The organism is Thermostichus sp. OS-CIW-20 (assembly GCF_054061455.1).
In genome coordinates, this window is sequence record NZ_JBSSEF010000001.1 from 118,274 (window position 1) to 140,529 (window position 22,256).

Genomic DNA, 22,256 nt, shown 5'->3' on the forward strand with positions numbered 1-22,256 from the left:
AAAAAAGCCAGTTGCAGTAGAGTCTAACGGTGCCGTTTGGGACGGAAGAGGTGGGCGTGGTCAGGGCTGTAGAGCCGCGAGCGGGCCGAGCCGGCTCCTGCCAAGCCCCGTAGGGCGGGACTGATGAGGTAGAGCACGGTGCGCTCTAGGCCGGCTTGCCGGGTGAGGGCCGCCATCTCCGCCAGGGATCCCAGCCAGATCCGCTCGTCCGGCCAGCCCAGACGGTAGCAGATGGCCACAGGGGTATCGGCGGGATAGTGGGTCATTAGATCCGCCTGGGCCTGTTCCACATGGCGGGCGCTCAGATACAGACACAAAGAGGCGCGGTGGGCCGCCAGGCTGGCCAGGGCTTCTGCTTCCGGCACGCGCGTCCGACCGCTGGCGCGGGTGAGGATGACCGTCTGCACCAGCTCCGGCACCGTTAGCTCCACCTGCAAACGGGCGGCTGCCAGTTGAAAGGCGCTCACCCCCGGCACGATCTCAAAGGGGATCCCGGCCTCCGCCAGCCGAATCAGCAACTCGTGCAGAGCGCCGTAAAGAGACGGATCCCCATCCTGCAGCCGCACCACCCGCCGCCCCGCCTTAACCCGCTCCACCATCTGGGGCAGCAGCGTTTCCAAGGTGAGGGAGCGCGTGTCGATGGCCTCCACGTCGGGGCGACAATGGGCCAGCAGCCCCTCCGGCACCAAAGAGCCGGTATAGAATACTACATCTGCTTCTGAGAGTACTCTCTGGCCGCGCAGGGTAATCAGCTCAGGATCCCCAGGGCCGGCGCCGACAATGTGCACCGGCCAGTAGGACGAAGTCGGTTGGCTCATCGGGTTTCTTCCCATCCTAGCAGCAGAGGGCTACCCCCGAGGATGGGATCCCCTGCAGACTCTGTCCCTTGACCTGGCCTGTATTATGTGTAGTACAATAGAATACAGGCTGCCTGGGCAGAGGGTTGCGCGCTTTTGCGTGCCACGGGCGAGCAGGGAGGACATGGGAGTTGTAGCGCAGCGGCTGGATGCCCGCGGGATCCCAGGGGTGGATCATGGGGTTGTGCTGAGGTTGGCGATGCCCTTGGCGCTCAGCGCTGGCATTCAGGCGCTGATGGGCATAACCGACACCTGGTTTATCGGCCAGATCTCCAGCCAAGCCTTGGCCGGGATGAACGCCGCTTGGTTGCCCACCCAAGTGGCCTTGACCCCTTTCATGAGTCTGGGGCGAGCAGTGCAAACCTTGGTGGCGCAAACCTACGCCGGCGGAGATCCGAAGGGGGCCTCTCGCTATGCCTGGTCGGGAGTTGAGCTGGGGTTGGGCCTATTGCCCCTTTGTGGCCTCTTGTCGCTGTTGGGGAGCTTGCTGTATTTAGGGCTGCCCCTGCCGGCGGGGGTGGCGGAGCAAGCGGCAGATTATTGGCAAGTTCGCGTTTGGGGGGGATCCGCTCTCTTGGGCAGCTTTGCCTTGGCGGGTTTTTTTAACGGCATTGGTTGCACCTGGATCACCCTGTGAGTGGCTGGAGCGTGCTGTTCAACGGCATCCTCAATGCCCTGTTCATTTTCGGCCTGGGCTGGGGGATTGCCGGAGCCGCCTGGGGCACGATCCTGTCGGAATACGGGGAGCTGGCCCTTTACCTGCTGCTGTTTCTCTCGGCCTGGATCCAGCGCGACTACGCTACGCGGCAAACCTGGCTTTTGGCTCACAAGTCCCTGCGGCCCTTGCTGCGGCTGGGCCTGCCGATGGGGATCTACGCTTTGGCGGACATGAGCTCTTTCACGGTGTTTCAGTTGCTGCTGGGCCAGTTGGGGGCTGTGGAGGGGGCAACGGCCCACCTGTGTCTGATGTTGTCTCGCTTTGCCTATTTGCCGGCCCTCGGCTTGGAACAGGCGGCAACCGTCCTGGTGGGCCAGGCCGTTGGCGCCGGGCAGCCGGCTTGGGCGATGCGCTTGGGGAATGCGGTGATAGCCTGGACGGTCGGTACATGGCCGTGATCGGCGGCGGGCTGGCGCTTTTTAGAGAAGCCTTGCTCGGCCTGTTCGTGGCCGGGACAGATGCCAACGCCGCGGCGATTGTGGAGTTGGGGGGGAGGCTTTTGCAGATCATCGCGGTTTCGTTTCTCTTCGATGGCATCAACTTCTCTGCCGCGGGATCCCTGCGCGGCGCGGGAGACGTGCGGGCCCCCATGGCGATCATGCTCGGGATGAGCTGGCTCTTTTTCTTGCCTTTGGCGCAGATGCTGATCTTTTCCCACAGTTGGATCCCCTTCCTGCCGGGGTTGGGATGGGGGGCTGTGGGGGGCTGGTTGGCCATGCTGATCTATGTCGCCGGCTTGGCCGGCCTGTTGCTCAGCCGCTGGCGCAGTCGGGTGTGGCAAAAGGCGGCTCTGCGTCAGGGCCATCGCCATAGTGAGTTGAGCTAGCGCGCCAGCTCAAGGCGCTGCTGGAGAATTTGCTCGGCCAGCACCAGATCCCAGGGGGTGGTTAACTTCAGGTTAGACTCCTCCCCTTCCACGATGTAAACCGGCCAACCCAGCTTCTCGAATAGGGCTGCGTCATCGGTTACCTGCCACCCCTGGGCCAGCGCCTCCCGATGGGCTTGCCACAGCAAAGACAGGCGAAAGCCCTGGGGCGTTTGCGCTGCCCACAGTCGGCTGCGCTCCGGTGTCGATTGGATTTGGATCCCCTTGGGGCCGGTCTCGGTGACCTTGATCGTGTCCTTGACGGGGATCGCCGCAATCAAGCCGTCCACCTGCTCCAAGGCAGCGCTGCAGCGATCGAACAATTCAGGGGTGGCCAAGCAGCGGGCCCCATCGTGAATCAATACCCGCTCCACCGTTCCCCGCCCATAGAGATACTCCACCCCCCTGTAAACCGACTCCTGCCGCGTCGCCCCCCCTTGCAGAAGCTGCACCGGCGTGGCCAGCTCGATGGACGCCAGGATCTGCTCGATGGCCGGCCAATCGCCGGGTTGGGAGAGAATGCCGATCCACTCGATGGAGCTGGCTCGATCCGCAGCCTGCAACGTCCAAGCCAAAATTGGCTGACCCAAGAGCGGCAGCAACAGCTTATTGACCGCAGCTCCCATTCGCTTGCCGCTGCCAGCCGCCGGGATCAGAAGGTGCATGGGATCCAAAAGCGCATTCAACCGGATCCCAGTGTACTGCTTGAGGTCAACAAGCCACAAAAGAGAGGGCCAGACCTGACCCCCTCTCTTGATTTTCAGTCCTGTGTCGCTCAGATCCGACAGCCTCCCGTCGAACCGAGCGCAAAAGCTCAAGCTCCCTCCACCTCGGTGGCAGCAGTAACGAAGTCGGGGTAGGCTATGTTGCCGTGCTCGCCCACATCCAAGCCGGCCAGCTCCTCTTCAGCGCTGGTGCGCAGGCCAACGGTTGCCTTGAGGATCAAAAACAGGATCAAGCAGGTGATAAAGGGCCAGAAGAAATAGGCCAAAGCCCCCACCACCTGCACGCCGAACTGTGCCCAGGTAACCCCTGAATTGGCGTGGGCAAACCAAGGGATCCCGGCTGCCAACACCCCCCAGATACCACAGGTGCCGTGTACCGAAATCGCGCCCACCGGGTCATCAATTTTCAGCACCGTATCCAGGATCACCACCGAAATCACCACCAGAATCCCGGCCACCGAGCCGATGATCAGAGCACCCAAAGGATGGACGCTATCGCAAGGGGCAGTGATCCCCACCAAGCCGGCCAGGACACCGTTGGCGGCAAAGGTCATATCCGGCTTGCCAAAATGAACCCAAGAGGTGAACATCGCCCCAATTGCTCCAGCCGAAGCTGCCAGCAGCGTATTCATGGCAATCCAGCCAATATCGACAGAGGCTGCAGTGGTGGAACCGGCATTAAACCCGATCCAGCCCAAGGCGAGGATAAACACCCCCAACATCCCCAGCGGCAGGTTGTGGCCGGGAATAGCCCGCGGCTCTCCATTGGGGCCGTACTTGCCAATGCGAGGGCCAAGCGCAATCGCACCTGCCAAGGCCGCAGCGCCGCCTACCAAATGCACCACCCCCGATCCAGCGAAATCAATGTAGTCCAGGTTTTCCAACCAGCCCTTGGTGCCGCCGTTGTAGTCGCCGAACAGCCCGTTCCAGGCCCAACCCCCAGAGATGGGGTAGATTAGCCCAGAAATAACGATGGAGTAGATCAAGTAGGCCAAGAACTTGGTGCGCTCTGCCATCGCTCCGGAAACAATGGTGGCGGCGGTAGCGGCAAACACCATCTGGAAGACAAAGAAAGTAAAGGGCCAGCCATCTGCCTCGTAAGCCTGCTGCCAGCCAAAAGCAAACCAGTCAGTGCCGAAGAAGCCACCACTTTTGCCGAACATGAGGCCAAACCCAATGAACCAGAAAGCGCAACAGCCCATGCAGAAGTCCATCAAGTTCTTCATCATGATGTTGGCGGCGTTCTTGGCGCGGGTAAAGCCCGTCTCTACCATGGCGAACCCCGCCTGCATGAAGAACACCAAGGCTGCTGCCACGATCGTCCAAACAACGTCAGCGTGTTTCTGAACTTCCTCGGCCTCTTGAGCAAAGGCAGTTCCCTGGCCGAATAGAAAAACCAGCGCAGCCATTAGAGCGGCAGTCAGACTCCACTTGGCCGGTCGCCAAAGCCACTGGGGCACCTGGCTCTTGAGCTTTTGGATCATTGTTGTACTCATGCTTTTCGACTCACCTAAAGTGACAGTACTTCTCGCAACACATTACCCGAAAAGTAGGGCAAGAACACCTCATCAGATATACAGCAAAAGAGACATGAAGCAAACTCACACGAGGCTCAGGCCGGGCAACCCAAACCCTGAACGTGATTCGTTCTCATAGGGCATCTTGGTTGAGCTCGCCAGTTCGGATGCGGATGGTTTTTTCGACGGGGCTGATGAAAATCTTGCCGTCCCCAATTTCGCCAGTGCGAGCCGCTGCAATCAGCTTCTCCACCACCGTATCCACCAGGTCATCTTCGACCACGATCTCCACTTTCAGCTTTTGTAGGAACTCTACCGTGTACTCGGATCCCCGATAGCGCTCAGTCTGTCCTTTCTGCCGACCAAACCCCCGCACCTCGGTTACGGTCATGCCGACAATTCCGGCATTAACCAGGGCTACCTTCACCTCATCAAGCTTGAAGGGCCGAATGATAGCTTCAATCTTCTTCATTTGCTTTCTCTGCCCCAGATAGCTCGGCTCACTTCTAGCATCGCTATCCCCCGCAAGTTGTAACTTCAGATACAGTCTTGTGACGGCGAGAGGAGCTTCCCTCTGGGACATTCCTGGAGGAAGCCAGCTTGGCTGTAACGAGAGCCACCGCCAGCCACCACAGCATCTGCACCTGAGGGCGGTACCAGATGGTGTCCACCAGGCCGTGGACCATCATGCCGGTGCAAGCGGCCAAGCCCGCTGCCACCCACAGACCCTGGGGATCCCGCAAGTTGAGCAAAGTTTTCCAGCATCTCCAGCCGTGATCCCAGAGCACCAAGAGGAACCAGGCGAAAGTTAAAGATCCGATGAAGCCAGTCTCCACGGTGAGCTGCAGCGGCACCGAATAGGCTCCGAGGGCGCTGAAGTTGCCTCGTTGGTAAAGGGGGTAGACGCGGTTAAAGGCGACATTACCGGGGCCGATCCCCAAGATGGGAAAGTCGCGGATCATCTCCAGCACCGCCGCCCAGACATTGAGGCGAAAGTTGTTGCTGGTATCCAACCGCCCCCAAAAAATGCTCTGCACCCGCAGCCGCAGGGAGCGTACCGTCAGGATCCCGAGCAACAGAGCAGCCCCCCCTCCGCCCAACAGGGCCGGCAAGGCCCAACGCCGCCAGCGGGCTGGCAAATCGACAGAATGCCACTGTGCCAACAGCACGGCCATCAGGGTGAGCGTGGCCAGCCCCCCAATCCAGGCGCCACGACTGTAGGTGAGCAACAGGCAAATCAGGTTCACCGCCGTCGTAAACCCGGCCAGGAGTTTCGCCCCCCAACTGGGCCAAATCCAAGTGGCGGCCAGCCCCAGAGGAATGACCGGGATCAAGTAGCCCCCGTACAGATTTGGGTTGCGCAGATAGCTGTACACCCGCGTCAGACCTGCCAAGCCCGATTCCGGATCCACCCAGGTGGCCAGCTCGGCAGCCCCGTAAAAGTATTGCCGCAGGCCATAGACCCCCATCGCCAAGCTGACCAAAAGCAGGGATCCGACAATCCAATCCCGAAACTGCAGTTGGCGAAGCAGACGCTGCAGCAGCAGATAGCCGGCCAGGTAGAGCGTCAACTTCAGCCAGCCCTCCCGCGCTGCATAGGGAACCGGCGAAAGGATCGTGGCCAGGGTGGCAATTCCCCAAAACAGGCCTAGGGGCAGATGGACGGGCAGCCAAGTTGGGGTTTCCACCAGCCAGCCCAAGACCACAAGCGCCGCCATGGCCAGCAAAATCAGACCTAGGATGCCGGTGGAGCTTTGCGCCGAAAAGACCCAATACAGCAGCACCAGGCCCAAACCGATCCAGTCAGAGGTTTGCACCAGTAGGCTGCTTTTGCCCCAACTCCGCAGGGATCCCGACACTCGGCTTAAAAGGCTGCCCTGCCACCAGGACTCGATAGGAAAATCCCGCAGCAGCAGGCCGCGCCACAGTCGCGTTGCTCGTTCCATCGCTCCTTCCAGCGCCCTGGGCACTTGTGCTTCAGGCCTATCTTCCGAGTTTATCTCCCCAGCGAACAGGGGCAAGGGCGGGAAGGCAAGCGGGATCCCCCTTCTAGAACTCGCAGACTCATTGCTAGAGTTAGCTGCCTCGCCGACCTCGAAGCGCCCTTTAGGCAAACGAGGCTAGCGGGTGGGGCTGGGATTTCCCAACCTCTTCAGAGTTGAAAGGGGAAACCCCTGCTCCCAACTGGCCTGCATTGAAGACTTGGGGATTACAATAATGAATTTGCACACGAATAGGCCGGCCTAAACCCAGAGCAGATCCCAGGCAGCGGGCTAAAACCTGCACCTTGAACTCCAGTTCGCCAATGGTGTCCATACGCTTGCAGCCCCCCCTCCAACCCCGTCTCTAAGCCCAGCTTAGGAGAAGATTGATGATAGTTCTTCAGTGGGAATACAGAATTTGCCAAGCTAGATCATGCAAAGCTGGCGTTTTTTTAGAGAGAAAAGAAGCTGAAACTTGGCCAGGCTTTCTCCGGAAGATCCCGGATAAAGACCCGGAACCTGCCGCTGATTAACGTAAGCAAAATAACGCCTAGAGAAACTACGGAAAAAAGCTGGAGACCAAGCTGAGGGGACTTGGGGGAGTATGCCTGTCTACCTTTACTGGGGAGATGACACCTATCGGCTGATGCAGGCGGTGCACCAGTTGCGGGAGCAAGTGCTGGATCCCGACTGGGCCGCTTTTAACTACGATCGCCTGCCGCCGGAGTCCACACTGGCCGGACTTAAGCTGGCCATGACCCCGCCCCTGGGATCCAATGCCCGCTTGGTTTGGCTGGAAGAGACAACGCTTACCCAGCATTGCCCGGAAGAGCTATCCAAAGAACTGGAGCGGACGTTAGCCTATTTGCCTCCCACCACCCATTTGCTCTTGACCACTAGCAGCAAGCCGGACGGTCGGCTCAAATCTACCCAGCTCCTAAAAAAAGTGGCCATTGTCCGCGAGTTTTCCCAACTGGCCCCCTGGGATGAAGAGGGCATTCTCAAGCAGGTACACAGCGAGGCCCAGCAGCGGGATCTCAAGCTCAGCCCAGAGGCAGCCCAGAAGTTAGCTGAGGCGGTGGGCAACGATAGTCGCCGATTGGCAATGGAATTGGAAAAGCTGGCTTTGTTTACGGCAGGCCAACGGGATCCCATCTCCCCTGAGCAAATCGAGGCCCTGGTTCCTGCTAGCGCCTACAACAGCTTTCAACTAGCCGCCTCCCTGCGCCAGGGCAACTTGGATCGGGCCCTGCAGATCCTGACCCATCTGCTGGATGCCAACGAGCCAGCCCTGAAGATTCTAGCGGTTTTGGTGGGCCAATTCCGCACCTGGCTGTGGGTGCGGCTGCTGCTTGAAGAAGGAGAACGGGATCCCAAAGTCATCGCCCAAAAAGCAGAGATCGCCAATCCCAACCGGGTTTACTTCTTACAGAAAGAGGTGGGATCCCTAAAAAGCTCGGCGCTGCTGCAGGTGATGCAGCAACTTTTACAACTGGAGTATCAGCTCAAGCAAGGTCAACCGGAGCGAGAAGTGTTTCAAGAGGCTCTGATCCAGATTGTGGCCATTCTCCAGAAATCCTGAGCCTTTTCGTTCAGGGACAGTTCTAGCAACGGGCAGCCTACCCACCGGGATCAGATCCTTCACCAGGGAGGATCCCTCTTCGGAACTCAGAGTAGGTAGAGCAGGATAAACAGCACAATCCAAACCCCATCCACAAAGTGCCAGTAGATCTCAGCAGCCTCGACGCCAAAGTAGTGTTGGGCGCTGTAGTGACCCGGCTTCAGGGAGCGCCAAAGCACCGCCAAAATAAACAGCAGCCCCGCCGCCACATGTAGCCCGTGAAACCCGGTCAAGACATAGAAGGTGCTGGCAAACAAGTTGGTGGTAAGGCCAAACTCCAGGTGGCTGTACTCGTAGAGCTGCCCGGCCAAGAAAATCGCACCCATCAGGGCAGTGAGGGCAAACCACAGCCGTAGCCCCTTGACGTTATTGGCCTGGATGGCGGGCTTGGCCTGGTGGATAACCAAGCTGCTGGCGAGCAAAATCGCCGTGTTGATCCCAGGCAAGAGCAATTCCCGCTCCGGCGTCCCTTCCGGCGGCCAGACGGGGGCCGTGAGGCTGTAAGCCAAGTAGGCCATGAACAGGCCCAAGAATAAGCAGCCTTCCGCCACCAAGAACATCAGCAGACCAAAAATGCGATGATCTGGGTGCTCAGCGTGAGCGGTGTGGGCCTGAGTGTGGCCGGCTATCAAGGCATCAGCAGCAAGGGATCCTTGCATATTCTTCTCCACTCAAAAAATAAACCAATCGAACCTTAGAATTCCTGAGACCGTGTGGCCAGCCCAGCCGGGATCAAGACTGGAATGCCCGGTGAGTAGAAGATGGAGACCCCCTGCTAAGAAGAAGTCGTAGGCTCTGCTTCCGCCAACGCCAGCTCCCGCAAGCTCTGCAACTGGGCGGCAAAGTAATCCAAAGTCTCCTTGCTGTGCAGGCCGTAGTCGTAGGGGCCGGTCAGCAGAATGGGATCCCCGTAGAAGTTGTGGGCAGGCGGCGGGGAAGAAGTCGCCCACTCCAGGGTTAGAGCCTGCCAGGGGTTGTCGCCGGCCTTGGGCCCGGCCACCCAGGAGTAGATGGCGTTCACCAAGAAGGGCAGCGTGGAAATGGCTAGAACAAAAGCCCCCACGGAGCTAATCCAGTTGAGGTCGGCAAATTGCGGGTCGTACTGGGCCACGCGGCGGGGCATGCCCATCAGGCCCAGCTTGTGCATCGGCAAAAAGCACATGTTGAAGCCGACAAAGGTCAACACAAAATGCACCCGCCCCCAGAACTCGTTCAGCAGCCGCCCGGTCATCTTGGGGAACCAGTGGTAGAGGCCGGCATAGATGCCAAAGACGCTGCCGCCAAACAACACGTAGTGTAGGTGGGCCACCACAAAGTAGGTGTCGTGGACGTGGATATCCAACGGCACCGAAGCAAGGATGATCCCGCTCAAGCCGCCGATGACGAACATGGAGATAAAGCCCATGCCAAACAACATGGCCGAGCGGAAGTGGATCTTGCCGCCCCAGAGAGTCGCCAGCCAGCTAAACACCTTGATCCCGGTGGGAACGGCAATGGCCATGGTGGCGATCATGAAAAACACCCGCATCCAGTCGGGAGTGCCGCTGGTAAACATGTGGTGAACCCAGACAATCAAGCCCAAAAAACAGATGGCCAAGCTGGAGTAGGCAATGGCTTTGTAGGCAAAGATGGGCTTGCGGGCGTGCACCGGCAAGATCTCCGAGATCATGCCGAACACCGGCAAAACCATGATGTACACCGCCGGGTGGGAGTAAAACCAGAACATGTGCTGGTACACCACCGGATCCCCGCCGCCGCTGGGGTTGAAGAAAGCCGTGCCCGCCAACAGGTCAAAGCTGAGCAGGATCAGCGCCCCCGCCAGAACCGGCGTTGCAATGAGCGTGATGATGGAAGCGGCCAGCATCGCCCAGCAGAACAAGGGCATATCCTCCATCTTCATGCCGGGCAGGCGCATCTTGAGGATGGTGGTGATGAAGTTCACGGCCCCCAGGATCGAAGAGGTTCCGGCCAGCAAAATGCTCAAGATCCAGAGCTCTTCTCCCACCTTGCCACTGATGAGGCTCAGCGGCGGATACGAGGTCCAGCCAGCTGAGGGGGCCTCGATAAACAAGCTGGCCAGCAGCAAAAGGCCACTGGGTGGAACCAGCCAAAAGGCGACGGCGTTCAGCTTGGGAAAGGCCATGTCCCGCGCCCCGATCATCAGCGGCACCAGGTAGTTGCCAAAGCCCCCCATCAAAGCCGGCACGATCCACAAAAAGATCATGATCGTGGCGTGCAGGGTAAAGGCCCCGTTGTAGCGCTCAAAGCCGAGAAAGTCCGCCTCTGGGGTAGCCAGCTCCGCCCGTACCGCTGTGGCCAGCGCTCCCCCCACCAAGTAGAAGAAAAAGGTGGTCACCAAATACTGGATCCCAATGACCTTGTGATCGGTGGAGAAGGTAAAAAAGCGCCACCAAGGCTCGGCGGGAGGATCCAGGCTGGCTTTGGGGGCAGCGGCAAGGGTGGGATTGTCCTGTAGCTGGGTCATGGCAAGAAGCTCCTACTGGCGTCACCAGAATGTGCGTCAAGGGGGAGTTGGAGAGAGGCCAGCTCAGCCGGCGAGAGGCCCAAACGTTGCCGGTGAACTTGGACAAAGGCAGACTCCGACGGAGAAAATTCCAGACGATGCCCGTGCTGGAGAGGCAGTGACGGCGAGTCCGCCGCCAGGGCAAGGGCGCCACCCTCTCCACCGGCGGCCAAAACTTGCTCCTGCTGCCAGCGCTCGAACTCTTCCGGCGTCTCCACAATTAGTTGCCCGGCCATCACCCCATGGTAAGGGCCACACAACTCGGCGCAGACGATGGGGTAAGTTCCCAACTGCGTGGGCACAAACTCCAAGTGGGTTTCTCGGCCCGGAATGAGATCTTGCTTGAGGCGAAATTGCGGCACCCAGAAGGCGTGGTTGACATCCAGAGCCGTCATATTAAGGCGCACCCGCTTGTTAAGAGGAAGGTGCAGCTCGCCAGCCACCAAACCCGACTCCGGATAAGTGAATACCCAAGCATATTGCATGCCCTGAACTTGGACAACCAGCTCCGGCTGGCCCATCTCCTTTCCGGGCAGCAGCGCGGGAGTGTAGGCATAGTCCGGATCCCCTGCTGCTGAGTCTTGGGAGGGCTCCATCGCCATGGCCGTGTGGATGTGACCGCCCACATCGGCGCCCCCATACACCGCCTGATAGACATCGAGGCTGGCCAGGCCCAGCCAGAGGATGATCACTGCTGGCACCGCTGTCCAGACGATCTCCAGCAGCACGTTGCCGTGGTTGGGATCCCCATCCCCACGGTCGCCCCGCCGCTTGCGGTAACGGATGGCACAGTAGAGAAGCACCCCCTCCACCACCAAAAAGATCCCCGTGGCGATGGTGATCGTGCTGTTGAAGAGGCTATCGAACAGAGGAGCCGAGTTGGCCGCTGCTTCGGGAAGCAGATGGTGATTCTGGCCATACCAGAGGCTGGCCAGGGTCAGCAGAACCCCAATACCCACCAAAATGATGTTACTGAGCGCACTCACGACTGCTCTTCCCCACTGCAAATGCAAGGCACGCCCGCCCTAGACAAAATCTGTTCTGCGAACAGAGCCGAAGCGGGCCACACCCATCCTTCATATCCATTTAGGTCACGGGAGCTGGAGAGGATTGCCCAGGCTTAGGGATCTCTTCAGAATCTTCATCGCTGGGAATTGGTAGAGGGGAGCGGCTTGATTGGCAGGATCGACAGAGCTTCTGGAAGATGAACGATGCATGCAGAGGAGGCGTGGCTCAGCACAAAGAAATTCTTAAAAAGCCTTCGCCAGCCGCAAGTCTGCATTTAGGATCCGTTACAGGGGAGTCAGTCTCCTTGTCTGCCTATAGCTAGATGCTGAGCCAGTTAGACCTCAAAGACCTATTGAATTAAGCTCGCTAACTGAAATGGATAGCTTAAGTATCGATCTCGATTATTTTTTATGCAGATTATTCCGAGCTTGGATTGACTTGCAATAACTTTTTCAACGGCGATGGACTCTTCGATTTCCCAATCTCACGCTCATCCCTTGCCGTCTAGGGAGCTTTCCCTGCGCATGGGGCAAGCCTTGCTGGGTTTAGCAGCGGCCACTTGGCTGTTGATGGGACTGGGCAGTGCCACTCGAGTCATGAATGCTGGCTTATCCTGTCCAGATTGGCCCCTCTGCTATGGAGAGCTTGTCCCCACTGAGCAGATGAACCTGCAGGTGTTTCTGGAGTGGTTTCACCGCCTGGTGGCTGCTGGGGTGGGCTTGGCCACCCTGCTGCTAACGGGGTTTGCCTGGCTGAAGCGCAAGGCCTTGCCCGCTTGGCTGCCCTGGGGCCTGAGCTGGGCTTTTGTCTTGGTCGTGGCCCAAGGGATCCTGGGCGGGCTGACGGTAACGGAGCTGTTGCGCTTTGACATTGTGACGGCTCACCTGGGCACGGGCCTGCTGTTTTTTGCCACGCTGCTCACCTTGGGATTGCTGGCCCTGCCAAGCGTCGCTCCTTCGGAGGAGGGGAGAGCTTCTGTTGGCTACTTGCCCTGGCTCGGCTTGGGGGCAGTGCTGCTGGTGTACGTCCAGAGCCTTCTCGGAGCTTTGGTGGCTTCCCAATGGGCGTTGCACCAGTGCTTAGCTGCTGGCGAGCTGTGCGGGGTGATGAACGGTCACTTGCTGGGGGTGGCTCCGGCCACACTGGCGGTGTTGGTGGTGGCGGTGGCCACAAGTTGGCGACGCCGGCAGCTCCCGCGGATTCTCAAGCTGCTGGGCCATGGTTCGGTGGGCCTTTTGCTGGCGCAAGTAGGGGTTGGCGTTCTTACCTATCGCTACCGGCTGCAGGTGGAGCCCTTGACGGTAGCCCACCAGATGATTGGGGCAGCTTTGCTGGGGTGCTTGCTGGGCTTTACGGTGCTGGCCTGGCGTACGAGCAACAGCCTTGAAAGCCAGGAGGAAGGAAGCTCTCCCCGGAGCCCTCGGAGGGTAGCCGCGGCCGCAGAAATCAACGGCAAGTAGTTCCATGGCAGATATCCTTCAAACCTACCGTCCAGATCCTTGTCAGAACACGGTGACAGGGATCCCTTTTGGCCATCACCAAAGTCTTGCGCAGGTTTTGCGCAGCTATAGCCAGTTGGTGAAGCCGAAGATCATCGCCCTCTTGCTGATGACCACGGCTGGAGCCATGTGGATGGCGGGCAATACGGATCCTTTCAAGTTTGGCGTCACCCTCTTGGGGGGGGGGATGGCGGCGGCAGCAGCCAATGTCATCAACATGGTGTACGACGCCGATATTGATCGGATGATGGAGCGAACCCGCCATCGTCCTTTGCCTTCTGGCCGCATTCGGGCACGCCATGCCCTGAGGTTTGCCGGGATCCTGGCTGTGATGTCCTTTGGCTTGCTGGCCTGTTTTACCAATTTGCTGGCTGCCAGCTTGGCCATGGCGGGGATCCTGGTGTATGTAGGGGTCTATACCCACTGGCTGAAGCGTTCCAGCCCCCAGAACATCGTCATCGGCGGAGCAGCGGGGGCGATCCCCCCTTTAGTGGGCTGGGCAGCGGCTACGGGCGAGCTGAGCTGGGCTGCTTGGGTGATGTTTGCCCTCATCTTTTTGTGGACCCCGCCCCACTTCTGGGCCCTAGCGATTTTAAAGCGAGAAGACTATGCCCGCGCCGGGGTGCCGATGCTGCCGGTGGTGGCCGGAGAAAGGCCGACTGCCGCCCAGATTCTTCTCTACGCCCTGTTGCTGGTGCCGGTCAGTCTACTGCTGGTTTACCCTTTGCACGTGCTGGGATCCTTTTACTTGAGCGCGGCGACCCTGCTGGGATCCCTTCTAATTTGGAAGGCGGTGCAGTTGCTCCAGGAGCCGCACAGCCGGGAGCGGGCAGCCTCCCTCTTCACCTTTGCCAACCTCTACTTGCTGCTGTTGTGCGGTGCCATGGGGTTGGACAGGTGGTCGCTGACCCACACCCTTTGGGATCAAGCCCTTGCCTCTCTCCAGGGTGTCTATGCCAGCCTGGGGGCGCTGGCCAACCACCTTGGGGCAATGGGATCCCTGGGTTGACGACTTAACCAATTGACATCCTCCCCGGCCTGAAGGCGGGGGATTCTTACACGGTCGTCGCAAAGGCGTTGTCAAAGCGCCTCTAGACAGTTCCTGAAGGCAAAGCCCCAAGGTTCTTCTGACTTTCTTAAGCAGGTTGGCGGCAGCATTCGCCTCAGCGTTGACCAACCACCCCTTTGCCGTTTGGTACAGGCCCCGCTTGACACGCTTTCCAGAGGGTCTCCACCCGTGGGGTTTTTCACCATAATTAGGTAGCTCATCTCCATCTAGGAAGCTTGCCTGAGAGCTGTACGCTTCCTCTACCTCAATAAACTCCATGCCATAATGCCGACATAATTGCGCAATACGCTCCTTGAACCGACCTGTTGGGACGAAAACAAAGTTTTGGTTATTGACCTTCCCTAAACCGCATTCTTTGTTCCAACCAAAGACTATTCTCCCAATTGAGTGGTGCAAACAGAAGTCAATGACCTTGCCCGCAGCTTTGTGGATTGCATTCTCCGGTTTCCGTAATTCGACGAAGCTTTTGCAACCAAAACCCCCGCAGCTTGTGAGTCTTGAGCCTAGCCAGCTCCTTGTTGTACCCCTGGTTAAAGGACTTGACTTTGCGGCCACCAATGATGAAGCTATGTCCTAAGTTGCTAACGCACGTGAGCCAGTTGTTGACTCCGTGGTCAATTGCTAGAGCTTTTCTCGGATCCAGCGATTGGGGCTGGGCAGGCTTGGCATAGACCCACTCCAGCTACAGACTTACAGGTCTGTTGTACGGCGGAAACATACATCGCGATGAAGTGCGGGTTCTCGCCATCTCAGCGCAAAGCTCACCATAGCTTGCCCATCGCTTCGTTTTGAAATAGACTTGTCTCGCATAGTACAAAGCACAGTTGTACACCTTATTAGACTGTTGACACAAGTACTCTGATAGGGGGACTAGCTTCCTGTTCCTGACTCGAACCTGCTGACAGCCGTACTCCATCATTGTTGGCAAGCGGCATGACAACCGCAGTCTGACATGGGCAAGCGATAATGCGAGAGGAAAGTCAACGGTACAATCACTACAAGCATGGTGTGGGGCTAGCGGTTGTTTATCTCATTTTTTGGCCAAAGAGAAGGAAAAAGGTCTTGGTAGGAGAAGTCAGGAAGAGGTTGTTTGAGCTATGAAACTATATCAACGACCCCCATCATGGGTAAGCGACCAAAGTCGCTAGCGGGCTTTTCCGGCGCGCACTCAAGTGCGGGGCTACCAAGCTATCCTTTTGTGTCTCGAGACCTGTTGGGGCTGGTAAAGAGGGGCCCTGATGGCGCAGAAGATTTTCCTGCGGGCTGTCTGAAGGTTCGGCTTCCTGCCACCGGCCCAAACAGAGCGGCAATCAAGCCTGTGGAAAACCGTCTTATCTTCGTCCCTTCCTTTGCGATACTGCTAGAGGTGATGTTGAGAGTGATAACGCGATGGCGATGCAGCATCTAGCCAGGGGCCAGCTTCGACGTCCTCAACGACAGCCAAGCTCGGCGGGATCCCGGTCGTCCCTTAGCCGGTTTGCCCCCTGCGGCCTCCTGTTCAGCCTGCTCTGGGCTGTGCCTGCCTTTGCCCAAGAAACGAAAGCGCCTGATCCTGCCGCCTTGGTTCTCCCAGATAGCCGAGCCATCCGCACCCCCAACCTGCCTCCCACCCTGTCGATCCCGCCCGAGGCCCGCCCTGCCACTCCTGCCCCGGTCTCGCAGGGGGCTGCTAGGGCCGAAGAACTGGTGGTGCCTCAATCCCCTTTGGAGGTGCGCATCGAGCGGACGGAGGGCTTGTCCTTACAAGAAGCCCTGGAGATTGCTGTTGCCCAAAACCCAGCGGTGCAGCAGGCAAGGCTGGCTGTAGAACGGGCTGAGGCTGGGGTTGCCCTGGCGCAGGCAGCTTTTGCCCCCACCCTCTCCACTCGAGCCAGTTACCAATACAGCGAACCTCCCTCGCCTGGTGGCAGGCCAAGCCGCGAAGTTCACACTCTCTCAGCTAGCGTGGTGCGGGTGGACTACACCGCTTTCGACAACGGGATCAGAGAACAAAACCTAAGACTGGCCCAAGAAGCTCTGCGCGTCGCCCAACTGCAACTGGAGCAAACCCTGCAGACAGTGAAACAAGCTGTGGCCAACGCCTACTACGATCTGCAGAGCGCCGATGCCCGAGTGGCCATCAGCCAGGCTGCCGTTGCAAGTTCTGAAGCCACCCTGCGGGATGCCCAAGCCCGAGAGCGGGCTGGGGTGGGTACCCGCTTCGAGATTCTCCAGGCGGAGACCGAATTGGCCAACAATCGACAAACCCTACTGGTGGCCCAAAACACCCAACAACTGAGCCGCCGCCGCCTGGCCGAGCTGCTGAACTTTCCCAGTCCCACTGATGTGCTGGCCAGGGATCCCATCGAGCCTGTGGGAGAGTGGGACCTGAGCCTAGAAGAGACTATTGTTGCCGCTTTTGCCCAAAGGCAAGAGCTGGAGCGCCAACGCCGAGAGTTGGAACAAGCCCAAGCTCGTGTGCGCCTGGCGCAAGCCAGCAACGGTCCCCAGATTGGTTTGTTCGCCACCCTCGATGCGGTTAACGATTTCAAGGCCAGCCGCGACAGCTTCGATATCGGCTACTCGGTCGGCGCCAATTTCAGTTTGACTTGGCTGGACGGGGGTAAGGCGGCCGCCCAGGCTCGCCAAGCCGAGATCGACGGGCAGGTGGCCGTGAACAATTTCATCGGCAGCCGTAACGAAATCCGACGCAGTGTGGAAGAGGCTTTCCTCACGCTCAGCTCCAGCCGCGAACAGATCGACTCAGCCAAGGTAGCGATTGCCTCGGCAGAGGAGAGCCTGCGCCTGGCGCGGCTGCGCCTTCAGGCCGGGGTGGGCACGCAAACAGAGGTGATCAACGCCGAAACTGCCCTCACCACCGCCCGTGGCAACCTCTCCAATGCTGTAATCGCCTACAACCGCGCCCTGGTACAACTGCAGCGGGCCGTCGGCAGGCTTTGATCTCTGCTCGGTTCTTTCTCCCTCACCCCCAACCCCTCTCCCTCTGGGAGAGGGGAGCTAGGGCAGCTCGTTCGCGACAGCGTTGCGTAGTAATAAAGATGTGGAGAAACGTTTCGAAATAGCCATGGTGCCAAGTACCGCTGGCGCCAGCAGAAGAAACGCGACGAACTGAGAAAAATCGCCCCCTCTGGGCTTAGCCCCTGAGGTTTCCTCACGATCCGCAATGACGGCAAAAGAGAGGCCTAGAGTTTACGGGAATAGAACTCGACAACCAGCAGCTCGTTCACTGGTGCGCAGATCTGCTCTCGGGGAGGCAGTTCTTTGATACGCCCGCGCAGCTTCTCTTTGTCAAATTCCAGGTAATCGGGCAGGAACAGCCCCGGATACTCAGCGTAGGCGGCCACCAATTTGCGAGAAGACTCCTTGTTCCTTACCGTGATCACATCCCCAACTTTGCAGCCATAGCTGGGGATGGTGACTTTGCGGCCGTTGACTTCGATGTGGCCGTGGCTTACCAACTGCCGAGCCGCCGGAATGGTTGGAGCCATGCCGAGGCGAAAGACGATGCAATCCAGCCGCATCTCCAGCATCTGCAGCAAGGCTAGCCCGGTGGATCCCTTGGAGCGCCGCGCCTTGCGCATGTAGCGGAGCATCTGGCGCTCGCTCACCCCGTAGTTGAGGCGCACCTTCTGCTTCTCTTCTAGGCGGATGGCATACTCGGATTTTTTCTTGCGCTCGGCCCCGTGCATACCAGGTGGATTGGTATTTTTGGGGCGCTTGCGCGTCAAACCGGGCAGATCAAGTCCCCCGAAGCGACGAATGATCTTGAGGCGGGGACCTGTGTAGCGGGACATGCGGGCGTTTCTCCGAAATCGGCAAAGATACTCAGCAGAAGAGCACAGGCGAAAACATTGGCCGTGCGCCAAAAGAATTGGCGATCTCCTATATTAAGGTCTTAGCCCGGCCTTTAAGCAAGGGGTGAGAGCCGTTTTTTAGCTGACTTTGGGGAGCGGTGCCATTAGTCGTAGCGAACCCCCAGTTGGGTGCGGATGAAGGCGCGATCCTCGCTCAGCAGGCCGTTGAGGGTGCGCCGCTCCCCCAGGATGGGATCCGGATCCAAGCCGATGGCCTCCAGATCCGCCAGCACCATCAGCTCCACCAGTTGGGCAAAGGTCACCTTGGGCTGCCACCCCAGTACCCGCTTGGCCTTGGAGGCGTCCCCCAGGAGCAGATCCACCTCCGTGGGGCGGTAGTAGCGGGGATCGATCTCGATCAGCACGCGATCTTTGTAGAGTCCCTGTTCTTCCAGTCCGGATCCCCGCCAGGTAATGGGCATGCCCACCAAAGCAAAAGCGCGTTCGGCAAACTCCCGCACGCTGTGGGTTTCGCCAGTAGCCAGCACGTAGTCATCTGGCTGGGGCTGCTGCAGCATCATCCACATTCCCTCGACGTAGTCTTTGGCGTAGCCCCAGTCCCGCTTGGCATCCAGGTTGCCCAGGTAGAGCTTGTCCTGCTTGCCGGCCACGATGCGGCTGACGGCGCGGGTGATCTTGCGGGTAACAAAGGTTTCTCCTCGCCGTGGGCTCTCGTGGTTGAACAAAATGCCGTTGCAGGCAAAGAGGTTGTAGGCTTCGCGGTAGTTGACTGTTTGCCAGTAGGCGTACACCTTGGCGCAGGCGTAGGGGCTGCGGGGGTAGAAGGGGGTGGTCTCCTTTTGCGGGATCTCCTGCACCAGGCCGAACATCTCCGAGGATCCCGCCTGGTAAAACTTCACCCGGATCCCCGTGCGCTGCTGGTAGTCGCGGATGGCCTCCAGGAGGCGTAGGGTGCCCATAGCCACCGCATCGACGGTGTATTCTGGCGCCTCAAAGCTGACCCGCACGTGGGATTGGGCCCCCAGGTTATACACCTCCGTCGGCTGCACCTGTTCCAGGATCTTGCGCAGGGTGGTGCCATCGGTGAGATCCCCATAGTGGAGAAACAGCCGGGCGTTGGGATCGTGGGCATCCACATAGATGTGGTCGATGCGGTCGGTATTGAAGGTGCTGGCGCGGCGGACAATGCCGTGGACTTCATAGTTTTTTTGCAACAGCAGCTCGGCCAGGTAAGAGCCATCCTGGCCGGTGATGCCGGTAATTAAGGCACGTTGGGTCATAGAGCTGGAGGCGAAAACAAGCACTTGTAAGACTTCAGCCAGAGCGGGGACTTCAGCGCCTTGCCAAGCACAAACTCGCAAAGCTGAAACCCCAAAGCCAGAATATTATAGAGCAGCGGGAACCCCTTCTCTGGGGTTCTGCTTGCTTAGGAAGAGCCCAGGTGACGATCCTTAACCTGCTGCAGGGCAGGGGTCAGGGCCATAGGCCAGGGAGCCGGCTGGCGCAGTTGCCGCACTGCCTGGGGCAGGCGCAGGACCGAGGCACGGCTGGTGCGGGCAATCGCCTCCAGATCCGGCAGGGGCTCCAACAGCACACCCTTGCGCAGGATCGGGCGCAGCAGCGGCTGGTAGCCAGGGGGCGGGCTCTCGTCGGCCTGGCCGAGCAAGTCCCCTGTGGGACCGCGGAAGATCTGCTTGCGCCCCGGCAGGGTGGCTTTGGCAAAGGAGGCCTTGGCCACTGGGATCCCGTTAATCTCCACCAATTTGTACACTCCGTTCACGCCCTCGCCGGTCACCAGCCGCGTCCCCACTCCATAGCCGCTGATAGGGGCTTGGGAGCGGTGCAGCCGTTCGATCTCGTACTCGTCCAAATCGCCGCTGACAAAGACCGGCGCCCCCTGGGGCAGGATGGCCTTGACCTGGTGGGAGAGGGCCTCCAGGTCCCCGGAGTCGATGCGCACGCCGCCGATCTCGCCTTGGGATCCCAGTTGATCCGGATGGGTGGCTGCAAAGAGCTGGGCCGCTGTGCGCGCTCCCTGGATGGGATCGTAGGTATCGATGAGCAGAACCGCCTGGGGAAAGTAGCGCCGGAAGGCTTGAAAAGCGCGGGTCTCATCGCCGGAGAGGGCGGCAATGGCCATCACCAGAGAATGGGCCATCGTGCCTGCCGGCTTGCGCCCCAGCTTGAGAGCTGCCAAGACGTTGGAGGTGGCGTTGAACCCCGCCGCCAGCGCTGCCCGCGCTGCCCACAGGCCCGCCTGGGGGCTAAAGGCTCGCCGCGTGCCGAACTCCAACAAAATGGCCTCATCCCCGGCAGCATCCCGCATGCGGGCCGCCTTGGTGGCAATCAGGGTTTGGTAGTTGAAGGTGGTCAGCAAGTAGGTTTCCACCAGTTGCGCCTGCCACAGAGGAGCCTCTACCCGCAGCAGCGGCTCGTTGGCGAAAACGGCCGTTCCTTCCGGCACTGCCCACACATCCCCCTCGAAGCGGCAGCTAGCCAGCAGCTCCCAGAAGCGTTGCGGTGCCTCGGCAAAAATGCCCGTCTCCCGCAGCGCCTGCAAGGCTTGCGGCGGAAAGTGCAACTGCTGCAGGTATTCCACCGCTTGGGCCAGCCCCATGGCGATGAGGTAGCCATAGTCGCTAGGCAAGCGCCGCACAAACAGCTCAAAGGCCGCCGGCTGATTCTCCAGCCCCTCCCCCACATAGCAGGCAGCCATTGTGAACTGGTAGAGATCCGTCAACAGGCCGTAGTCCTGGGGCTGCAGGGAGGAGAAGTCTGAATTCACCATGGAAACCTCAAGGGACAAGCCGCTGAAAAGCTAGGGGAGCGGGCAAAGAAGTCCTTGCCAAAGTTGGAGCTACTATGGTAACAAGTTTGGCCTGCCAGGGATCCCGGCGAGGTGGCCCCAGCGATAAGAGCTTGACTGCACTCTAAAAAGCCATGAACACCACTGTCCAGGGAGTAACGACTCAAGCTCCGCCGACACTTCCCTTGCCTGTTCATTTTGATCCCGAGCGGGTGGGGGAGATTTGGCGGGTGCCCTACCAACAGCGGGCCCTAGAGGCGGAGCAGTGGGCCCAAGAGCACCGCATCCCATCGGCAGAATCCGACCAGGTGCGGGTAGGCTTGTTGCTCATCGATGTGCAAAATACCTTCTGCATTCCTGGCTTTGAGCTGTTTGTGGGTGGTTCTAGCGGCCTGGGGGCGGTGGAGGATAACCGGCGTCTGTGTCAATTTATCTACCGCCACCTCGCCCACATCACCCAGATCGTGGCTACCCTGGACACCCACACCGCCATGCAGATCTTCCACCCCATCTTCTGGGTGGACGCCCAGGGATCCCATCCCGAGCCAGCTACAGCCATTTCTGCCGCCGAGATTCGCTCCGGGCGCTGGCGGGTCAACCCCGCGGTGGCCGCCAACCTCACCCAAGGGGATCTGACGCGGCTGCAGGTCTACGCCCTCCACTATGCCGAGCAATTGGAGAAAGGGGGGAAATATCCTCTCATTGTCTGGCCCTACCATTCCATGCTAGGTGGGATTGGCCATGCCCTGGTGCCGGCGGTGGAGGAGGCGATCTTCTTCCACACCATTGCCCGCTGCAGCCAGCCCAGCTTGCAGCTCAAGGGGGCCAACCCCCTGACGGAAAACTACTCCGCCCTCAGCCCGGAAGTCTTGACCGGCCCGGAAGGGGATCCCATCGACGAGAAAAATGAATCCCTTATCGGCCACCTACTGGAATTCGATGCCCTGATCGTGGCTGGCCAAGCCAAAAGCCACTGCGTCGCCTGGACGGTAAGCGACCTGCTGCAGGAGATCCAGTCCAGGGATCCCGCCCTGGCCAAGAAGATTTACCTTCTGGAAGATTGCACCTCGCCGGTGGTGATCCCCGGCGTAGTCGATTTTAGCGAGCAGGCGGAGGCGGCCTTTGCCCGCTTTGCCGCCGCGGGGATGCACCGGGTGCGCTCCACCGATCCCCTCTGGACGTGGCCTGGCTTTCCGTGGCGGAAGACTTGATCTCCTCTACCCCAGTGCTAGGATGCGGCAGGACAGGCT

General features: G+C 59.4%; 20 protein-coding genes and 1 pseudogene. 9 read left to right on the plus strand and 12 right to left on the minus strand.

What is annotated here, in order from left to right:
* Positions 1–23: 23 nt before the first annotated feature.
* The gene (cobM, locus tag ACVWXC_RS00535; RefSeq protein WP_099835925.1) at positions 24–818 is read right to left on the minus strand and encodes a precorrin-4 C(11)-methyltransferase; all 795 of its coding nucleotides are present in this window, start codon (positions 816–818) and stop codon (positions 24–26) included.
* 163 nt (positions 819–981) lie between these two features.
* Here cobM and ACVWXC_RS00540 point away from each other — a divergent pair, with 163 nt between their 5' ends.
* From ACVWXC_RS00540 to ACVWXC_RS00550, 3 genes are read left to right on the plus strand one after another with little or no spacing between them, the layout of a single operon-like run.
* Complete coding sequence (locus ACVWXC_RS00540; RefSeq protein ID WP_457391192.1) at positions 982–1,494, plus strand: MATE family efflux transporter; 513 nt, start codon at positions 982–984, stop codon at positions 1,492–1,494.
* Positions 1,491–1,973: an MATE family efflux transporter gene (locus ACVWXC_RS00545; protein WP_457391194.1), complete on the plus strand. Its 483-nt coding sequence runs from the start codon at positions 1,491–1,493 to the stop codon at positions 1,971–1,973. The genes ACVWXC_RS00540 and ACVWXC_RS00545 overlap by 4 nt, the downstream gene beginning before the upstream one ends.
* On the plus strand, positions 1,916–2,401 hold the full coding sequence (locus ACVWXC_RS00550) for an MATE family efflux transporter (RefSeq protein ID WP_457391196.1): 486 nt from the start codon (positions 1,916–1,918) through the stop codon (positions 2,399–2,401). The genes ACVWXC_RS00545 and ACVWXC_RS00550 overlap by 58 nt, the downstream gene beginning before the upstream one ends.
* Here ACVWXC_RS00550 and ispD read toward each other — a convergent pair.
* The 4 genes from ispD to ACVWXC_RS00570 form a co-directional block, all read right to left on the minus strand.
* The gene (ispD, locus tag ACVWXC_RS00555) at positions 2,398–3,105 is read right to left on the minus strand and encodes a 2-C-methyl-D-erythritol 4-phosphate cytidylyltransferase (protein ID WP_457391198.1); all 708 of its coding nucleotides are present in this window, start codon (positions 3,103–3,105) and stop codon (positions 2,398–2,400) included. The genes ACVWXC_RS00550 and ispD overlap by 4 nt on opposite strands.
* Before the next feature lie 149 nt (positions 3,106–3,254).
* The gene (locus tag ACVWXC_RS00560; RefSeq protein ID WP_457391200.1) at positions 3,255–4,661 is read right to left on the minus strand and encodes an ammonium transporter; all 1,407 of its coding nucleotides are present in this window, start codon (positions 4,659–4,661) and stop codon (positions 3,255–3,257) included.
* Between the two features lie 154 nt (positions 4,662–4,815).
* A complete protein-coding gene (locus tag ACVWXC_RS00565; protein WP_414395514.1) occupies positions 4,816–5,154 on the minus strand; it encodes a P-II family nitrogen regulator in 339 nt (112 codons plus the stop codon).
* Positions 5,155–5,197: 43 nt separating this feature from the next.
* Complete coding sequence (locus tag ACVWXC_RS00570) at positions 5,198–6,628, minus strand: IctB family putative bicarbonate transporter (protein ID WP_457391203.1); 1,431 nt, start codon at positions 6,626–6,628, stop codon at positions 5,198–5,200.
* Positions 6,629–7,268: 640 nt separating this feature from the next.
* Between ACVWXC_RS00570 and holA the strand changes: the two genes are divergently transcribed.
* Positions 7,269–8,246 (plus strand): DNA polymerase III subunit delta, encoded by a 978-nt coding sequence (holA, locus tag ACVWXC_RS00575; RefSeq protein ID WP_457391205.1) that lies wholly within the window; start codon positions 7,269–7,271, stop codon positions 8,244–8,246.
* 86 nt (positions 8,247–8,332) lie between these two features.
* On the opposite strand, the gene ACVWXC_RS00580 is transcribed toward holA, so the two are convergent.
* From ACVWXC_RS00580 to ACVWXC_RS00590, 3 genes are all read right to left on the minus strand, one after another.
* The gene (locus ACVWXC_RS00580; RefSeq protein ID WP_011430356.1) at positions 8,333–8,944 is read right to left on the minus strand and encodes a cytochrome c oxidase subunit 3; all 612 of its coding nucleotides are present in this window, start codon (positions 8,942–8,944) and stop codon (positions 8,333–8,335) included.
* A gap of 116 nt (positions 8,945–9,060) precedes the next feature.
* Complete coding sequence (ctaD, locus tag ACVWXC_RS00585; protein WP_414388584.1) at positions 9,061–10,770, minus strand: cytochrome c oxidase subunit I; 1,710 nt, start codon at positions 10,768–10,770, stop codon at positions 9,061–9,063.
* On the minus strand, positions 10,767–11,795 hold the full coding sequence (locus ACVWXC_RS00590) for a cytochrome c oxidase subunit II (RefSeq protein ID WP_011430358.1): 1,029 nt from the start codon (positions 11,793–11,795) through the stop codon (positions 10,767–10,769). Before ACVWXC_RS00590 ends, ctaD begins: the two co-directional genes overlap by 4 nt.
* A 546-nt stretch (positions 11,796–12,341) precedes the next feature.
* On the opposite strand from ACVWXC_RS00590, the gene ACVWXC_RS00595 reads away from it, so the two are divergent.
* A complete protein-coding gene (locus ACVWXC_RS00595) occupies positions 12,342–13,277 on the plus strand; it encodes a COX15/CtaA family protein (RefSeq protein WP_011430359.1) in 936 nt (311 codons plus the stop codon).
* A 52-nt stretch (positions 13,278–13,329) separates the two neighbouring features.
* Positions 13,330–14,325, plus strand: coding sequence for a heme o synthase (locus ACVWXC_RS00600; RefSeq protein WP_099813179.1), 996 nt, complete (start codon positions 13,330–13,332; stop codon positions 14,323–14,325).
* Positions 14,326–14,788: 463 nt separating this feature from the next.
* On the opposite strand, the gene ACVWXC_RS00605 is transcribed toward ACVWXC_RS00600, so the two are convergent.
* Positions 14,789–15,067, minus strand: a complete 279-nt coding sequence (locus ACVWXC_RS00605; RefSeq protein WP_228375527.1) for a transposase — start codon at positions 15,065–15,067, stop codon at positions 14,789–14,791.
* 284 nt (positions 15,068–15,351) lie between these two features.
* Between ACVWXC_RS00605 and ACVWXC_RS00610 the strand changes: the two are divergent.
* Positions 15,352–15,483, plus strand: a pseudogene (locus ACVWXC_RS00610) (IS200/IS605 family transposase); the annotation flags it as partial.
* A 291-nt stretch (positions 15,484–15,774) separates the two neighbouring features.
* On the plus strand, positions 15,775–17,325 hold the full coding sequence (locus tag ACVWXC_RS00615; RefSeq protein WP_457391208.1) for a TolC family protein: 1,551 nt from the start codon (positions 15,775–15,777) through the stop codon (positions 17,323–17,325).
* 242 nt (positions 17,326–17,567) lie between these two features.
* Here the strand turns inward: ACVWXC_RS00615 and rpsD are convergent, their stop codons facing one another.
* The 3 genes from rpsD to ACVWXC_RS00630 all read right to left on the minus strand — a co-directional run bounded on the left by rpsD (position 17,568) and on the right by ACVWXC_RS00630 (position 20,988).
* Positions 17,568–18,179: a 30S ribosomal protein S4 gene (gene rpsD / locus ACVWXC_RS00620; RefSeq protein WP_011430362.1), complete on the minus strand. Its 612-nt coding sequence runs from the start codon at positions 18,177–18,179 to the stop codon at positions 17,568–17,570.
* A 164-nt stretch (positions 18,180–18,343) separates the two neighbouring features.
* Complete coding sequence (gene gmd, locus ACVWXC_RS00625; RefSeq protein WP_011430363.1) at positions 18,344–19,480, minus strand: GDP-mannose 4,6-dehydratase; 1,137 nt, start codon at positions 19,478–19,480, stop codon at positions 18,344–18,346.
* A gap of 146 nt (positions 19,481–19,626) precedes the next feature.
* A complete protein-coding gene (locus ACVWXC_RS00630; protein WP_011430364.1) occupies positions 19,627–20,988 on the minus strand; it encodes a nicotinate phosphoribosyltransferase in 1,362 nt (453 codons plus the stop codon).
* Between the two features lie 152 nt (positions 20,989–21,140).
* Here ACVWXC_RS00630 and ACVWXC_RS00635 point away from each other — a divergent pair, with 152 nt between their 5' ends.
* Entirely contained in the window at positions 21,141–22,217 is a 1,077-nt protein-coding gene (locus ACVWXC_RS00635) for a cysteine hydrolase family protein (protein ID WP_099812090.1), read from the plus strand.
* The last annotated feature ends 39 nt before the right edge of the window (positions 22,218–22,256 follow it).

Excerpts from the sequence above, each read along its gene's own strand:
- cobM (WP_099835925.1), bottom strand. The coding sequence starts at position 818 with ATGAGCCAACCGACTTCGTCCTACTGGCCGGTGCACATTGTCGGCGCC.
- ACVWXC_RS00540 (WP_457391192.1), top strand. The coding sequence starts at position 982 with ATGGGAGTTGTAGCGCAGCGGCTGGATGCCCGCGGGATCCCAGGGGTG.
- ispD (WP_457391198.1), bottom strand. The coding sequence starts at position 3,105 with ATGCACCTTCTGATCCCGGCGGCTGGCAGCGGCAAGCGAATGGGAGCT.
- ACVWXC_RS00560 (WP_457391200.1), bottom strand. The coding sequence starts at position 4,661 with ATGAGTACAACAATGATCCAAAAGCTCAAGAGCCAGGTGCCCCAGTGG.
- ACVWXC_RS00565 (WP_414395514.1), bottom strand. The coding sequence starts at position 5,154 with ATGAAGAAGATTGAAGCTATCATTCGGCCCTTCAAGCTTGATGAGGTG.
- ACVWXC_RS00570 (WP_457391203.1), bottom strand. The coding sequence starts at position 6,628 with ATGGAACGAGCAACGCGACTGTGGCGCGGCCTGCTGCTGCGGGATTTT.
- holA (WP_457391205.1), top strand. The coding sequence starts at position 7,269 with ATGCCTGTCTACCTTTACTGGGGAGATGACACCTATCGGCTGATGCAG.
- ACVWXC_RS00580 (WP_011430356.1), bottom strand. The coding sequence starts at position 8,944 with ATGCAAGGATCCCTTGCTGCTGATGCCTTGATAGCCGGCCACACTCAG.
- ctaD (WP_414388584.1), bottom strand. The coding sequence starts at position 10,770 with ATGACCCAGCTACAGGACAATCCCACCCTTGCCGCTGCCCCCAAAGCC.
- ACVWXC_RS00595 (WP_011430359.1), top strand. The coding sequence starts at position 12,342 with ATGGGGCAAGCCTTGCTGGGTTTAGCAGCGGCCACTTGGCTGTTGATG.
- ACVWXC_RS00615 (WP_457391208.1), top strand. The coding sequence starts at position 15,775 with ATGGCGATGCAGCATCTAGCCAGGGGCCAGCTTCGACGTCCTCAACGA.
- rpsD (WP_011430362.1), bottom strand. The coding sequence starts at position 18,179 with ATGTCCCGCTACACAGGTCCCCGCCTCAAGATCATTCGTCGCTTCGGG.
- gmd (WP_011430363.1), bottom strand. The coding sequence starts at position 19,480 with ATGACCCAACGTGCCTTAATTACCGGCATCACCGGCCAGGATGGCTCT.
- ACVWXC_RS00630 (WP_011430364.1), bottom strand. The coding sequence starts at position 20,988 with ATGGTGAATTCAGACTTCTCCTCCCTGCAGCCCCAGGACTACGGCCTG.
- ACVWXC_RS00635 (WP_099812090.1), top strand. The coding sequence starts at position 21,141 with ATGAACACCACTGTCCAGGGAGTAACGACTCAAGCTCCGCCGACACTT.